General features: G+C 66.6%; 13 protein-coding genes and 1 pseudogene. 5 read left to right on the top strand and 9 right to left on the bottom strand.

Annotated features, from left to right (window positions below; all coding sequences use genetic code 11):
• Positions 1-171 precede the first annotated feature (171 nt).
• Positions 172-2316: a 3-hydroxyacyl-CoA dehydrogenase NAD-binding domain-containing protein gene (locus tag A5790_RS12190; protein WP_066844197.1), complete on the bottom strand. Its 2145-nt coding sequence runs from the start codon at positions 2314-2316 to the stop codon at positions 172-174.
• A gap of 28 nt (positions 2317-2344) precedes the next feature.
• Positions 2345-3556 (bottom strand): acetyl-CoA C-acetyltransferase, encoded by a 1212-nt coding sequence (locus tag A5790_RS12195; RefSeq protein ID WP_066844200.1) that lies wholly within the window; start codon positions 3554-3556, stop codon positions 2345-2347.
• Positions 3557-3759: 203 nt separating this feature from the next.
• Here A5790_RS12195 and A5790_RS12200 point away from each other — a divergent pair.
• Positions 3760-5240: pseudogene (locus tag A5790_RS12200) on the top strand (FGGY-family carbohydrate kinase).
• Positions 5241-5265: 25 nt separating this feature from the next.
• Entirely contained in the window at positions 5266-6462 is a 1197-nt protein-coding gene (locus A5790_RS12205; RefSeq protein WP_066844202.1) for a pyridoxal phosphate-dependent aminotransferase, read from the top strand.
• Here the strand turns inward: A5790_RS12205 and A5790_RS12210 are convergent.
• Genes A5790_RS12210 through A5790_RS12225 form a run of 4 tightly spaced genes read right to left on the bottom strand, consistent with a single transcriptional unit; the run spans position 6455 to position 8966 of the window.
• Positions 6455-6895: an SRPBCC family protein gene (locus tag A5790_RS12210; RefSeq protein WP_064397507.1), complete on the bottom strand. Its 441-nt coding sequence runs from the start codon at positions 6893-6895 to the stop codon at positions 6455-6457. The two genes, A5790_RS12205 and A5790_RS12210, sit on opposite strands and share 8 nt — an antisense overlap.
• A gap of 58 nt (positions 6896-6953) precedes the next feature.
• A complete protein-coding gene (locus tag A5790_RS12215) occupies positions 6954-8033 on the bottom strand; it encodes a CaiB/BaiF CoA-transferase family protein (protein WP_066844203.1) in 1080 nt (359 codons plus the stop codon).
• 10 nt (positions 8034-8043) lie between these two features.
• A complete protein-coding gene (locus tag A5790_RS12220; RefSeq protein WP_066844205.1) occupies positions 8044-8487 on the bottom strand; it encodes an SRPBCC family protein in 444 nt (147 codons plus the stop codon).
• Positions 8488-8525: 38 nt separating this feature from the next.
• Positions 8526-8966 (bottom strand): SRPBCC family protein, encoded by a 441-nt coding sequence (locus A5790_RS12225; RefSeq protein ID WP_066844208.1) that lies wholly within the window; start codon positions 8964-8966, stop codon positions 8526-8528.
• A 31-nt stretch (positions 8967-8997) separates the two neighbouring features.
• Here A5790_RS12225 and A5790_RS12230 point away from each other — a divergent pair, with 31 nt between their 5' ends.
• The 3 genes from A5790_RS12230 to A5790_RS12240 all read left to right on the top strand — a co-directional run bounded on the left by A5790_RS12230 (position 8998) and on the right by A5790_RS12240 (position 10079).
• Positions 8998-9441: a nuclear transport factor 2 family protein gene (locus A5790_RS12230; protein WP_066844210.1), complete on the top strand. Its 444-nt coding sequence runs from the start codon at positions 8998-9000 to the stop codon at positions 9439-9441.
• 66 nt (positions 9442-9507) lie between these two features.
• Entirely contained in the window at positions 9508-9861 is a 354-nt protein-coding gene (locus tag A5790_RS12235) for a UBP-type zinc finger domain-containing protein (protein WP_066844212.1), read from the top strand.
• Between the two features lie 29 nt (positions 9862-9890).
• A complete protein-coding gene (locus A5790_RS12240; RefSeq protein ID WP_066844215.1) occupies positions 9891-10079 on the top strand; it encodes a hypothetical protein in 189 nt (62 codons plus the stop codon).
• 1 nt (position 10080) lies between these two features.
• On the opposite strand, the gene A5790_RS12245 is transcribed toward A5790_RS12240, so the two are convergent.
• Genes A5790_RS12245 through A5790_RS12255 form a run of 3 tightly spaced genes read right to left on the bottom strand, consistent with a single transcriptional unit; the run spans position 10081 to position 13314 of the window.
• The gene (locus A5790_RS12245) at positions 10081-11067 is read right to left on the bottom strand and encodes an NAD-dependent epimerase/dehydratase family protein (RefSeq protein WP_066844218.1); all 987 of its coding nucleotides are present in this window, start codon (positions 11065-11067) and stop codon (positions 10081-10083) included.
• A gap of 39 nt (positions 11068-11106) precedes the next feature.
• Entirely contained in the window at positions 11107-12669 is a 1563-nt protein-coding gene (locus A5790_RS12250) for an NAD(P)/FAD-dependent oxidoreductase (RefSeq protein ID WP_066844221.1), read from the bottom strand.
• Between the two features lie 48 nt (positions 12670-12717).
• Positions 12718-13314, bottom strand: a complete 597-nt coding sequence (locus A5790_RS12255; protein WP_066844223.1) for a TetR/AcrR family transcriptional regulator — start codon at positions 13312-13314, stop codon at positions 12718-12720.
• Positions 13315-13347: the final 33 nt, after the last annotated feature.

Below are 13347 nucleotides of genomic sequence, written 5' to 3' on the forward strand. Positions count from 1 at the left end.
CCAATCTAAGAGCCAGACACCAGGTGAAAAGGATTCAACCACCGCACTACGCGGCACCTCACCTTCACACTGACGCCAATCTAGCGAATCACCCACCCGTCAAAGCGGCGAGCGCCCACCGTTGCACGAAATCCGTACAACAGTGAGCGCTCGGCCCGATGGAGTTATGCGTCAGGTCAGCGACGCCGGCGGGTTGAACCGCTCGCCGTACTTGGCCGCGAGTTCCTTGGCGCGGGCCACGAAGGCCTCCTTGCCGACACCGCCAGGACCCTGGTAGCCGACGATGAACTGCGCCGAACCACCGGTGTAGGGCGGGAAGCCGATACCCATGATCGAGCCGATGTTCGCGTCAGCGGTCGACGTGAGCACGCCCTCGTCAAGGCACTTCTGGGTCTCCAGCGCCTCGGCGAACAGCATGCGATCGATCATGTCCTGCAACGGGATCGACGTGTTGCCGGAGTTGAAGGTCTCCTTCAGACCCGGCCACAGCCCGACGCGCTTGCCGTCGGCGTACTCGTAGAAGCCCGCACCCTTCAGCCGCGACGGCCGTCCGATCTCGATCATCTTCTCGACGACCGCCTCGGCCGGGTGCGGCTCGTACGTGCCGCCCGTGCTCTCGACGCCCTTGCGGGTGGCGACGGCGATCTTGTGCATCAGCTCGAGGTTGAGCTCGTCGGACAGCTGCAGCGGCGGCGCCGGGTAGCCCGCCTGCGAGCCGGCCTGCTCGATGCTCGCGGCCGCAACGCCCTCACCGAGCATCGCCAGCGCCTCGTTGACGAACGTGCCGATGACACGGCTGGTGAAGAACCCGCGGCTGTCGTTCACCACGATCGGGGTCTTGCCGATGGCCAGCGTGTAGTCGAACACTCGGGCCAGCGCCTCGTCAGAGGTCTTCTCGCCCTTGATGATCTCCACCAGCGGCATCTTGTCGACCGGCGAGAAGAAGTGGATGCCGATGAAGTCCTCCTGGCGCTTCACGCCGGTCGCCAAACCGGTGATCGGCAGGGTCGAGGTGTTCGATCCCAGCAGCGCGTTGGGCTCGACGATGTCCTCGATCTCCTGGAACACCTTGTGCTTAAGGTCCTGATCCTCGAAGACCGCCTCGACGACGAAGTCGACACCCTTCAGGTCCGCAGGATCGCCCGTCGGCGTGATGCGGGCCAGCAGCGCGTCGGAACGCTCCTGGGTGGTCTTGCCCCGCTCGAGCGCCTTAGCCTCGAGCTTCTCCGAGTAACCCTTACCCTTCTGGGCGGCTTCGAGGCTGACGTCCTTGAGCACCACGTCGAACCCGGCCTTGGCCGACACGTAGGCGATGCCGGCGCCCATCATGCCCGCGCCCAGCACGCCGATCTTGTTGATCTTGACGGGCTCGATACCGTCGGGCCGCGACGCACCGCCGTTGATGGCCTGCAGGTCCAGGAAGAACGCCTGGATCATGTTCTTGGCGGTCTGGCCCGTGACCAGCTCCGTGAAGTAGCGGCTCTCGATGCGGCTCGCGGTGTCGAAGTCGACCTGCGCGCCCTCGACGGCGGCGTTGAGGATCGCCCGCGGCGCAGGCATCGGCGCACCCTTGAGTTGCTTGCGCAGCAGCGCCGGGAACGACGGCAGGATGCTGGCCAGGCCAGGCGATGTCGGAGTGCCGCCGGGCATCTTGTAGCCCTTGACATCCCAGGGCTGGGTGTGCGCCTCGGGGTTGGCCTTGATCCACGCCTTGGCGGCGGGCACCAACTCCTCGACCGTGGGCAGCACTTCGTCGACCAACCCGGTGTCCTTGGCCTTGCCCGGCTTGAACCGGGTGCCCTGGCTGAGCACCTCCATGAACGCCTTCTGGATGCCGAACATCCGCACGGTGCGGGTCACGCCGCCACCGCCGGGCAGCAGACCCAACGTGACCTCAGGCAGACCGATGACCGAACCCTTGACGTCGGCGGCGATCCGGTGGTGACAGGCCAGCGCGATCTCCAGGCCACCGCCCAGCGCGGCGCCGTTGATGGCCGCCACGACCGGCTTGCCCAGCGTCTCGAGCTTGCGCAGGTCGGCCTTGATGGACTCGACCTCTTCGAACGCTTCGGCGGCGTTGTCCGGGCCGACGTTCATCATGCCCTTGAGGTCACCGCCGGCGAAGAAGGTCTTCTTCGCGCTGGTGATGACGACGCCGGTGATCGAATCCTTTTCCGCAACAAGCTTTTCGACGGCATTGTGCATGGATTCCTTGTAATGCTCGTTCATCACGTTGGCCGAGCCGGTCGGATCGTCGAGCGTCAGGGTGACGATGCCGTCGGCATCCTTGTGCCACTGAATGGTGTTCTCTGCCATGTTTTTTCCTTAAACCCTCAGACTCGTGCTAGACGCGCTCGATGATGGTGGCCACGCCCATGCCGCCGCCGATGCACAGCGTGATCAGCGCACGCCGTGCGTTGCGACGCTCGAGCTCGTCGACCATGGTTCCGGTGATCATGGCGCCGGTGGCGCCCAGCGGGTGGCCCATCGCGATGGCGCCACCGTTGACGTTGAGTTTCTCGTCGGGGATGTCGAGGTCCTTCTGGAACTTCAGAACCACCGAGGCGAACGCCTCGTTCAGCTCGAACAGGTCGATGTCGTCGACCGTCAGGCCGGCACGGTCGAGCACCTTGCGAGTGGCCGGCGTCGGACCGGTGAGCATGATGACCGGATCGGCGCCACTGGTGGCGGTGGCCACGATGCGTGCCCGCGGGGTCAGACCCTGCGACTGGCCCGCCTTTTCACTGCCCACGAGCACCAGCGCGGCGCCGTCGACGATGCCGGAGCTGTTGCCGCCGGTGTGGACGTGGTTGATCTTCTCGACGAAGTGATACTTCTGCAGCGCCACGTCGTCGAACCCGCCCATGGCGCCGACGCCGTCGAACGCGGTCTTGAGCTGACCGAGGCCCTCGAGCGTGGTGTCGGGGCGCATGTGCTCATCGTGGTCGAGAATCATCAGGCCGTTCTGGTCGCGCACCGGCACGACGGACTTGGCGAAGTAGCCGCCCGACCAGGCCGCGGCGGCTTTCTCCTGGCTGCGCAGCGCGTAGCGGTCGACATCCTCGCGGGAGAAGCCCTCGATCGTCGCGATCAGATCGGCGCCGATGCCCTGCGGGACGAATCCGATGCGGTAGTTCGTCTCCGGGTCCGAAGCCCATGCGCCGCCGTCGGAGCCCATCGGTACGCGGCTCATCGACTCGACACCGCCGGCGAGCACCAGGTCGTCCCAGCCGGACCGCACCTTCTGGGCGGCGGTGTTGACGGCCTCGAGACCCGAGGCGCAGAACCGGTTGAGCTGGAACCCGCCGGTGGTCTCGGGCAGCTTGGCCACCAGCGCCGCGGTCCGGGCGATGTCGCCGCCCTGGTCGCCGACGGGGGACACACAACCGAGGATGACGTCGCTGATCAGCGTCTCGTCGAGGTCGGGGTAGCGGCTGCGGATCTCCTCGATCAGGCCGACGACCAGGTTGACGGGCTTGACCTCGTTGAGTGCGCCGTTCTTGTTCTTGCCGCGAGGCGTACGAATCGCCTCGTAGATGAAGGCTTCTTCAGACATGAAGATATTTCCTGTTCAGATTGGGTTGCGGGATGCCTGTCCATCCGGACGGTAGTCCTCTGTCCCGCAGCCTAACAGCCTCGGCCAACCTGTTGGTTGGGCAACCTAGCACCGGTAACCCCGCGGGGCGTACCGTGCGGTCCCCGGCCAGGGCGTGACAGAAGTGCCCGCTCGTCCCCCGAACCGGCAGCTAACGTGACGATGTGGACGTCCTCCTTGGCATCGACATCGGCACCGGGAGCACGAAAGGCGTCCTGACCGACGCGGCGGGCACGGTACTGGCCGTCGAGACCATGGCGCACTCGATGGACCTGCCGCGCCCGGGGTGGGCGGAATTCGACGCAGAAGCCGTGTGGTGGCGCGAAGTCTGTGCCATCAGCCGCGCGCTCATCGCACGCATGCCCGCACGCGGGTCGTTGGCGGGCGTCTGCGTCAGCGGCCTTGGACCCTGCCTCGTGCTGTGCGACGACGACCTGCGACCTCTGCGACCCGCGATCCTCTACGGCATCGACACCAGGGCGGTCGCTGAGATCGCATCGCTCACCGAGGAATTCGGCGAACAGAACATCCTCGAACGAGGCGGCAGCCTACTGACCAGCCAGGCCGTCGGCCCGAAACTGGAATGGGTCCGCACTCACGAACCGGAAGTGTTCGCCGACGCGAGAACGTGGTTCAGCTCGAACTCCTACATCGTCGCCAAACTCACCGGCGAATACACCATGGACCACCACACCGCCAGCCAGTGTGACCCGATGTATGCCACACGTGCATTCGAGTGGAATCGCGAATGGGCGGAACGGATCTGCGCACACCTTCCGTTGCCCCGCCTCGCCTGGCCGGCCGAGGTGGTCGGCACGGTCACCGCCGCGGCGGCCCGCATGTCGGGAATCCCCGTCGGGACTCCGGTCATGGGCGGGACCGTCGACGCCTACGCCGAAGCGTTCTCGGTCGGGGTCCGGAAACCCGGCGACCTGATGCTGATGTACGGGGCGACGATGTTCATGGTGCAGATCGTCGCGGACTACCACTGCGACTCGACGCTGTGGACAACCGCCGCAGTGGAACCCGGCAACTACGCGCTGGCCGCGGGCACCGCGACCGCGGGCAGCCTGATCACGTGGCTGCAGTCCACGACTGGCAATGCGTCGTTCAAGGAACTGGCCGCTGAAGCTTCGGCGGTGCCGCCCGGAAGCGAGGGTCTGCTGATGCTCCGTACTTCAGCGGCGAGCGGACCCCGATCTTCGATCCGCACGCCCGAGGCGTCGTAGCCGGCCTGACGCTGCGGCACGGACGAGGCCACCTGGTTCGGGCCGCCTACGAGGGCATCGGATTCGGTGTGCGCGACGTGCTCACGCGCTTCGACGACGCGGCACCCAGCACCCGGCTCGTCGCCGTCGGCGGCGGACTGGACAGCCCGATCTGGCCGCAAGCGGTCAGCGATATCACCGGCCGTACGCAGTTGACGCCCGAACAGACCATCGGCGCCGGGTTCGGCGACGCGCTCCTGGCGGCGATAGGTCTGGGACTGGTGCCGCCGGACACCGATTGGACCCGGATCGCCGGCCGCATCGAGCCGGATCCGAGGCGTGCTGTGCTCTACGACGACCTCCACCGAACCTGGTGCGAGTTGTACCTGGCCAGCAAGACACAAGTGCACCGGTTGGCCGCCATGGACCCGCTGTGATCGCGACCGCATACCCTCGACGGCTATGACGGTTCGCCGGCTGCAGCCGTACGCGGTGACGATCTTCGCCGAGATGTCGGCGCTGGCTGCGCGCATCGGCGCGGTCAACCTCGGGCAGGGCTTTCCCGACGAGGACGGCCCGCCCGCCATGCTCGAGATCGCCCAGCGCGCGATCGCCGACGGCACCAACCAGTATCCGCCCGGCCTCGGTATCGCACCATTGCGTGAAGCGATCGCCGCCCAGCGCAAGCGTGCGCACGGAACCGAATACGACCCGGACACCGAGGTCCTGGTGACCGTCGGCGCGACTGAAGCAATCGCGGCCGCGGTCATCGGGCTCGTCGAACCCGGTTCCGAGGTGCTGCTGATCGAGCCGTTCTACGACTCCTACTCCCCCGTCATCGCGATGGCGGGCTGCCAGCGGCGCGCCGTCCCGATGATTCAGGACGGGCGTGGTTTCCGTATCGATGTCGACGGGCTGCGAAAGGCCGTCACACCCAACACCAAAGCGCTGATCGTCAACTCGCCGCACAACCCCACCGGGATGGTGGCCGGCGACAACGAACTGCGCGCGCTGGCCGAACTGGCCGTCGAGGCCGACCTGCTCGTGATCACCGACGAGGTCTACGAGCACCTCGTGTACTCCGACTTCCCCGGCCGACGGCATCTGCCGCTGGCCAACTACCCCGGCATGGCCGAGCGCACGATCACGATCTCGAGCGCGGCCAAAATGTTCAACGTCACCGGCTGGAAGATCGGATGGGCATGCGGCCCAACTGATCTCATCGCCGGTGTGCGCGCAGCCAAGCAGTACTTGTCTTACGTCGGCGGCGCACCGTTCCAACCCGCGGTGGCGCACGCCCTGAACAACGAGGACGCGTGGGTCGACTCGCTGCGGGAGTCCTTGCAGCGCAAGCGAGACCGATTGGGTGGGGCGCTGTCCGACCTCGGCTTCGAGGTGCACGAGAGCTTCGGCACCTACTTCCTGTGTGCCGACCCGCGTCCGCTCGGATTCAGCGACAGCGCCGCGTTCTGCTCCGAGCTGCCTCATCGTGCGGGTGTGGCAGCGATTCCGATGTCGGCGTTCTGCGACCCGGGCGCCGAGCACGCCGGTGCATGGAACCACCTGGTGCGCTTCGCCTTCTGCAAACGCGACGAGACCCTCGACGAGGCGATCCGTCGGCTCGCGGTGCTGCGGGCGGGCGGGCGAGAAGCTATGTAACCGCGGCCATCACCCGGCGCCGCAGATTCTCGGTCGCGACGTCGAGCACCATCTTCTTGGCGCGGCGAAGCAGGAACTCCGGAATCGGCGCCGCCAAGTCGATGATGATGTCGAAGCGGACCCGGGTGCGGTCCTCGCCGATGGGGGTGAGGTTGTACTCGCCGTGCTGCCCGCGTTGTTGCATCGTCGCCTTGGCGTCCCAGACCACCCAGTCCTCGCCCCAGTGGTACTCGAGGAACTCCTTGTCGGTGACGCCCATGATTTTGAACGTCGCCTTGACGTGATGCGGGCGGCCGTCGGGATGACGGTCGAGCACCTCGGCGTGCTTGTGAACGGGCGACCACGTGGGCACGGCATCGATATCGGCGAGTGCGTCCATGATCGCGTCTTTGGGCGCCTCGAAGACCACTTCCCTCGATGCCTGCACAGCCATGGGGCAAATCGTAGCTAACTCCACTGCCTAGCGCATAGGCTTTTCCAGCAAATTGGTATTACCAGTCAATATCAATTAGGTCAGTCGCATCCTGCGGAGGTGCCCCGACGGGACCGGCCGGGGTTCGCGAAAACCGAGGCGCCGGCGCGGCCTGGTCTACCCCGTTGGCCTGCACCAACGTTGACCGCGCACGCAAATGGTCGCTGCGCGCCGCCTCGGTCCACGTCAGCACCGGCGTGACACATGCGTCGGTGTCCGAGAAGATCTCGGTCCATTCGTCGCGGGTCTTGCTCGCAAAGCGCTCAGCGAACAGCCTGTGCATTTCTGGAAACGACTCGCGGTCCATTTGCGGTGGGAGCTCGTCGGCGCCGAGCCCGAGCCCGGCCACCAGTTGCGCGTAGAACTGCGGTTCGATTGCGCCGACCGCTACGTGCATGCCGTCGGCGGTCTCGTAGGTGCGGTAGAACGGGGCGCTGCCGTCGAGCAGGAACGACTCGCGTTCGTCGCGCAGGACGCCCGTCGACTTCATCGTCCACGCGACCTGCGTCAGCACGGCCACACCGTCGACCATCGCCGCGTCGACCACCTGACCCACACCGGAGTGCTCCCGTTCGTACAGCGCGGCCACGATGCCCAGCAGCGCGAACATCGAGCCGCCGCCGAAGTCGGCGACCAGGTTCAGCGGCACGACCGGTGGCCGGTCGCGGTATCCGATCGCCGACAGCGCACCGCTCTGCGACAAGTAGTTGATGTCGTGACCCGCGGTCTGCGCCAGCGGTCCGTGCTGACCCCAGCCCGTGATCCTGGCGAAGATCAGCCGGGGGTTGACCTCCGCGCAGTCGTCGGGGCCGATGCCGAGCCGTTCACACGTCCCCGGGCGAAATGCATCGATGAGGACGTCGGCCTTGGCTGCGAGGTTCAGCAGCGCGCCGGGATCCTTCTTGACGTCCAGGTCGACGACGCGCTTGCCGCGGTGCAACAGGTCGACGTCCTCGGGCGGCATCTGGAGCCCGCCGGGGCGGCGCACGCGCACCACGTCGGCGCCGAGATCGGCCAGCACCATTCCTGCGTGGGGTCCGGGGCCGATGCCGCCCAGTTCGATGACCTTCACTCCCGCAAGGGGCCCCGCAGTCGCCATGCGGGGCAGACTATCGGCGGCTCTTGACCTGGCGTACTCGTTTACGCAGCCCGTCGGTCGCCGTCTCCATCAATCCTTTGGCGCCCTTCTTGATCAGGAAGCCAGGCAACGGCACCAGCGGGTCGACCATGAGCTCGAAGCGAACCTTCGTCGTATCGCCGTCGGGGATGAGTGTGTACCGACCTTGCTGCGCGCGTTGCTGTTTCGAACTCTCCAGCGTCCAGCTCACCCCGTCGTCGTGCACGGTGTAGTTGAGCACCTGCTCGTCGGAGACGCCGACGATCTTGACGACCTGACGTGACTTGCTGGGGCGACCCTCGTCGTCGCGTTCGAGGACCTCGACCTTCTGGTGCGCCGAGGACCACTCGGTCAGCGACTCGAGGTCGGTCAGAACGTCGAGGATCTCCTGTGGTGTCGCCTCGATGACGACCTCGCGAGTTTCGGTGACAGCCATGCCGGTTTCATTGCCAACCCGACGGGCGTCCAAACCGGTCAGCTCCGCTTGAGCTTGACGACCTGCTTGCGCAGACCGTCGGTGGCAGCCTCCAGACCGCCTTTCATCGCACGCTTCATCACGAACCCGGGAATCGGCACCGCGGGGTCGACGGTGATCTCGAAGCGGACCTTCGTCTTGTCGCCGTCGGGGGTGAGCGTGTACGACGCGCTCTGGGTTTTGAGCTGGCTGGATTCGATCAGCGTCCAGCTGGCCGTGTTCTCACCCCATGTGTACTGCACGACCTGTTCGTCGGTGATGCCCATGGTCTTCAACTTCAGCCGCACGCGGCCGGGCCGCCCGTCGGCGTCCCTGTCGAGGACCTCGGCGCCCTGGTGCTGGGGGGACCACTCCGGTGCGGACTCGACGTCAGCGATGACGTCGAGGATTTCGGCCGGGCTCGCGTCAATCACGACCTCACGGGAATCGCTGGTAGCCATGGCGCGACATTAACCCCGTTAGGTTGTCCGCATGGAACTTTGGGAGCTTTGCGCGCGGGAACGCATCAGGGACACCCTCGCCCGGTACAACTGGTCGGGCGACGCGCTGCGGCTGCCCGAACTCGCCGCCGCCTTCTGCGAAGACGGCGTCCTCGAGGTGCGGGGCACCGAACCTGCACAGGGCCGTGCCGCGATCGTGGACTATCTGGGCGGTGCCGTCGCCGCGCCGAACGCGGCCGCCTCCGAGTCCAACGTCAAGCGCATCGTGCGCCACAACGTGACGAACATCCGCTTCACCGATGTGACGCCCGAGGAAGCGCGGGTCTCGTGTTATTTCACGGTGTTCACCGAGATCGGCCTCGACCACTACGGCCGCTACCGCGACGTGTTCGCGCCGGTCGGCGACGACTGGTTGATCCGCCACCGGTTCGTCTCCACCGACTGGAGCGCACCCAATTCCACGATGGCGCGGTAGAAATCGGCAGAACCTCAAGACAATTCGGCTCCTACGAGCCCGCGGTCATAGGTAGGCTCGCCGGCTATGGACGCTGCAGTGGACCCGTCCGTCCCACCGAGCGGGACCGGATGCGCCGAGTGTGACGCGGTGGGGGGCTGGTGGGTGCATCTGCGCCGATGTGCGGCATGCGGTCACATCGGGTGCTGCGACGACTCGTTGGCGCGGCACGCCTCGGCACACTGGCGTGAGACGGGGCATCCGGTCATCCGCTCGTTCGAACCGGGTGAGGATTGGTTCTGGAACTACGCCACGAACGCCTACTACGACGGACCACAGCTCACCGCGCCCGAGTCCCGTCCCGAGGGCCAGCCCTCTCCCGGTCCTCGCGGCAGGGTGCCTGCGGATTGGGCGGCGCAGTTGCGCGCCCGCAGAGACTGAAACGCCCGCTCGGCGGGTATATAGCGCCGGTGAGCGATGACAAGAAGGACAATCCCGGCACCGTCGAGACCGACGCCGGACCCTCGAACGCCGACGACGACGTGCAGAGCGACCCGGCACGGGGCACCGACGCCACTGACGAGGAAGGCGTCGACTGGTCTGACGAGGGTGGTGCGACACCGATCGGCCCGGCCGACACCGGCGATCACACGCAGTGACTCAGCGCAGCGAGTCGGCCAACTCCGTGAGCGTCTGCGCGGAGGTGTATTTCGGCTCCCAGCCGAGCTGAGTCTTCGCCTTGCTCGTATCCATGACCACCGACGTGCGGCCGATGTGCAACCACTCCAGCGCCGACGGGACGAACGGCAACCGGGCGACGACTCCTGCCGCCGCGGTGACGGCGACCTTGGGCACCGGTATCGGCCGAGCGCCCAGTTCGCGTGCGACATCGGACACGGTGATCAGCCCGTCGCCCGCGATGTTGTAAGCGCCCGGCTCCGCCGACGTTGTGGTGGCAGCGGCGGCGATGGCGGCTGCGACATCGTCGTGATGCACCAGCTGCAACGGTATGCCCGGATCGGGGACCGGCACCTTGAGCAGCGGAAGCGCGTCGGACATGCGCTTGACCGGGCCGGGCAGATGCGTCCACGGCATGGCGTCGGCCAGCGCCGGCGCCTTGGGACCGGCGACGATGCAGGGCCGCAGCACGTACACCTCCAGCGATGTGCCGCCAACGATGTCGGCCAGCGCCGCCTCGCACTCGGCCTTCTGCTCGGAGTAGTAGTGCTCGGGTGACCCCCGAGGCGGCACGTCTTCGGTGAGCGGAACCGGGTTGTCGCCGTGATAGCCGTAAGCGGCGACCGACGACGTGTACACCAGCCGCTGCGGACGTTCGGTGGCCACCGTCGCCTCGAAGACGTTGCGGGTGCCGGCCAGGTTGATGCGGGCGCTTTCCTCCCGTGACCCCATGATGATGAAGGCCAGATGGACTACGACGTCGGCGCGTCCGACCAGCGCGTCGACAGCCTCGCGGTCGAGGATGTCGCCCTGGAGGTAACTCGTCTTCGACCAACCGTGCTCGGCCGGGTCGAAGGGGCGACGAGCCATTCCGATGATCTCGTCGACCGCCGCGACGCTTTCGAGCGCTTCTACTGCCGATTTGCCGATCTCCCCCGTGGGCCCCGTGACGGCCACCGTGATTCCCATGCACGCCGCATTCCCGGTGCGGGCCGGTGAGAAACGGGCTCAGCGCATATCGGCCAGCGCCTGCTTGGCCGCGTTGTAGCCGGGGACGAACGTGATGCCCGGGCCGCCGTGGCAGCCGGCGCTGCCGAGGTACAGCCCGCCGATCGGAATCGGTTGGTCCACATAGCCTTTGGGGCCCGGTCGGTTCGGCCCCATCTGGTCGGGATGGATCAGCCCGTGGCAGTAGTCCCCGCCCGGAGCGCCGAACATGGTGCCCATGTGTTTGGGCGTGAACGTTGTGTGCCGGAGGATGAGGCTCTCGAAGTTGGGGGCCAGCCGGGTGATCTTGTCGATCACCCGCCGGCCCATTTCGACTTTCATCTCGCCGTAGCCGTGTTCACCCTCCTGGATGGGGAACCACAGCGAGAACGCCGAGGCCGCATGCTTGCCCGGCGGCGCCAGCCCGGGGTCGTTCACCGACGGGATCTGCAACGCGATCGCCGGGTCCGCGGGCACGACGCCGCGCCTGGCGTCCTCCCACTGTTGTTGGAGTTCCTCTGGGGTGCTGAAGATTCCGATGTTGGACTGCATGGCGGGGTCGTTGAGCAGCTCGTAGGGCGGCGCGAACTCCGGAATGCCGTCGAGCGCGAAGTGCATCTGCAGATAGCTGCCCCGGTGGTCCAGCCGTGAGAAGCGGTCCCGCACATCCGCGGGCACCGCGTTGGGGTCGACGAGGCCGTTGACCGTCAGATCGGGAGCGACGCCGGAGATGACGATCGGCGCCGACAGCGCTGTGCCGTCCTCGAGCCGAACTCCGGTGACATTGCCGGCGGCGACGGTGACCTCCGTGACCTTGCTTCGCAACCGCAGTTCTCCGCCGTTGGCAGTGAACACCTCGCACAGATGCGACGTGAGGGCTCCGATGCCGCCTCGCAGTTTCTTGACCAGTAGCGCGTTCTCGTCGGGGACGGCGAAGCCGTAGGCGAGTGCGGCGGCCGTGCCCGGCGTGGCCGGTCCCCGATAAGTGGTGTTGCATGCCAGCAGCGACAGCATGCCGCGCAACGCACCGTTCTTCTCCTTGTCCGGCAGGTAGCGGTCGAGCACGTCGGTGACCGAGCCGAACAGCAGGTCGGTGATCGTCGATCGCTCGAATTCGTTTGTCGCGCAGGCATACATCTCGTCGAGTGACTTCGGGGGCTGGCCCGCGTCGAACCGGCCCAACGCCCGAGTGGGCGCCTGACACCACGCCATCAACCCGGCCATGCCGTTGACGGCCTCTGCACCGTGCACCTCGTTGATGTGTGTCAGGAGCTTCACCGGGTCGGTGTAGTAGACCAACGGTTCGTCACCCACGCCTCGCAGCGACACCGACATCACGTCGAGGTCGACTGTGGGCAGCGAGTCGAGTCCGAGTTCGCGGCTGACCACCGCCGAGGTCGGGATCTGGACCGAGCCGGCGATCTCGAACTTGAACCCGTCGAACAATTCGACCGTGGACGCCATGCCGCCGGCGTAGAGCTTCGCGTCCAGGCAGAGGGTGCGCACACCGGCCTTCTGAAGCACGGTCGCCGCGGTCAACCCGTTGTGCCCGGCACCGATGACGATGGCGTCGAAGTCGCTCATGGGCTGAGGCTGACAGCTGTCCCAAGTTTTGTCAATAATGACAAAACGTCATCCGGTGATGCCTTCGGCCAGCGCGCGAAGGGCCTCGCCGGTGAGCCGGGACAGCTCGGGAAGCGAGCGCTCGTCACCGAGCATCCACACCTCCATCGCGCCGAACACCGCGGCGGCGATGCACCGGGCGGTGACCGTGATCCGCATCCGCTCGTCGGTGTTGGCATCGGATGGAAGGGCCTCGGCGAGGTGTTCGGCGATCACCTCGGCGAAGTCGGCCTCCACCTGACGCATGTGCCGCACCACCCGCCCGGGTTCGAGCTCCTGCGCGCGCAGCGCGGCGGTTTGCGCGACAGCCCAGTCGTCGTACGGGCGGGCCATGATCGCGCTGTGCACCGCCTCGACGATCGGCTCCTGGGGATCGCGGGCGGCCAGCGCCGAACGGAACCAGTCCAAGCCGGCGTAGTCGGCGAACAGCAGATCGTGTTTGGACGCGAAGTGGCGATAGAACGTCCGCAACGACACACCGGCATCTGCCGCGATCTGTTCGGCCGACGTCTCCTCGACTCCCTGCGCGAGGAACCGCACGACCGCCGCTTTCCGCAGCGCTTCACGGGTGCGCTCGCTGCGCGCGGTCTGAGCCGGACGGGGCATGTGCTGAAAGTACCCGAAACAAGTTATGTCAAT

It is taken from the genome of Mycobacterium sp. 852002-51152_SCH6134967, from assembly GCF_001667105.1.
GTDB lineage: Bacteria > Actinomycetota > Actinomycetes > Mycobacteriales > Mycobacteriaceae > Mycobacterium > Mycobacterium neumannii_A.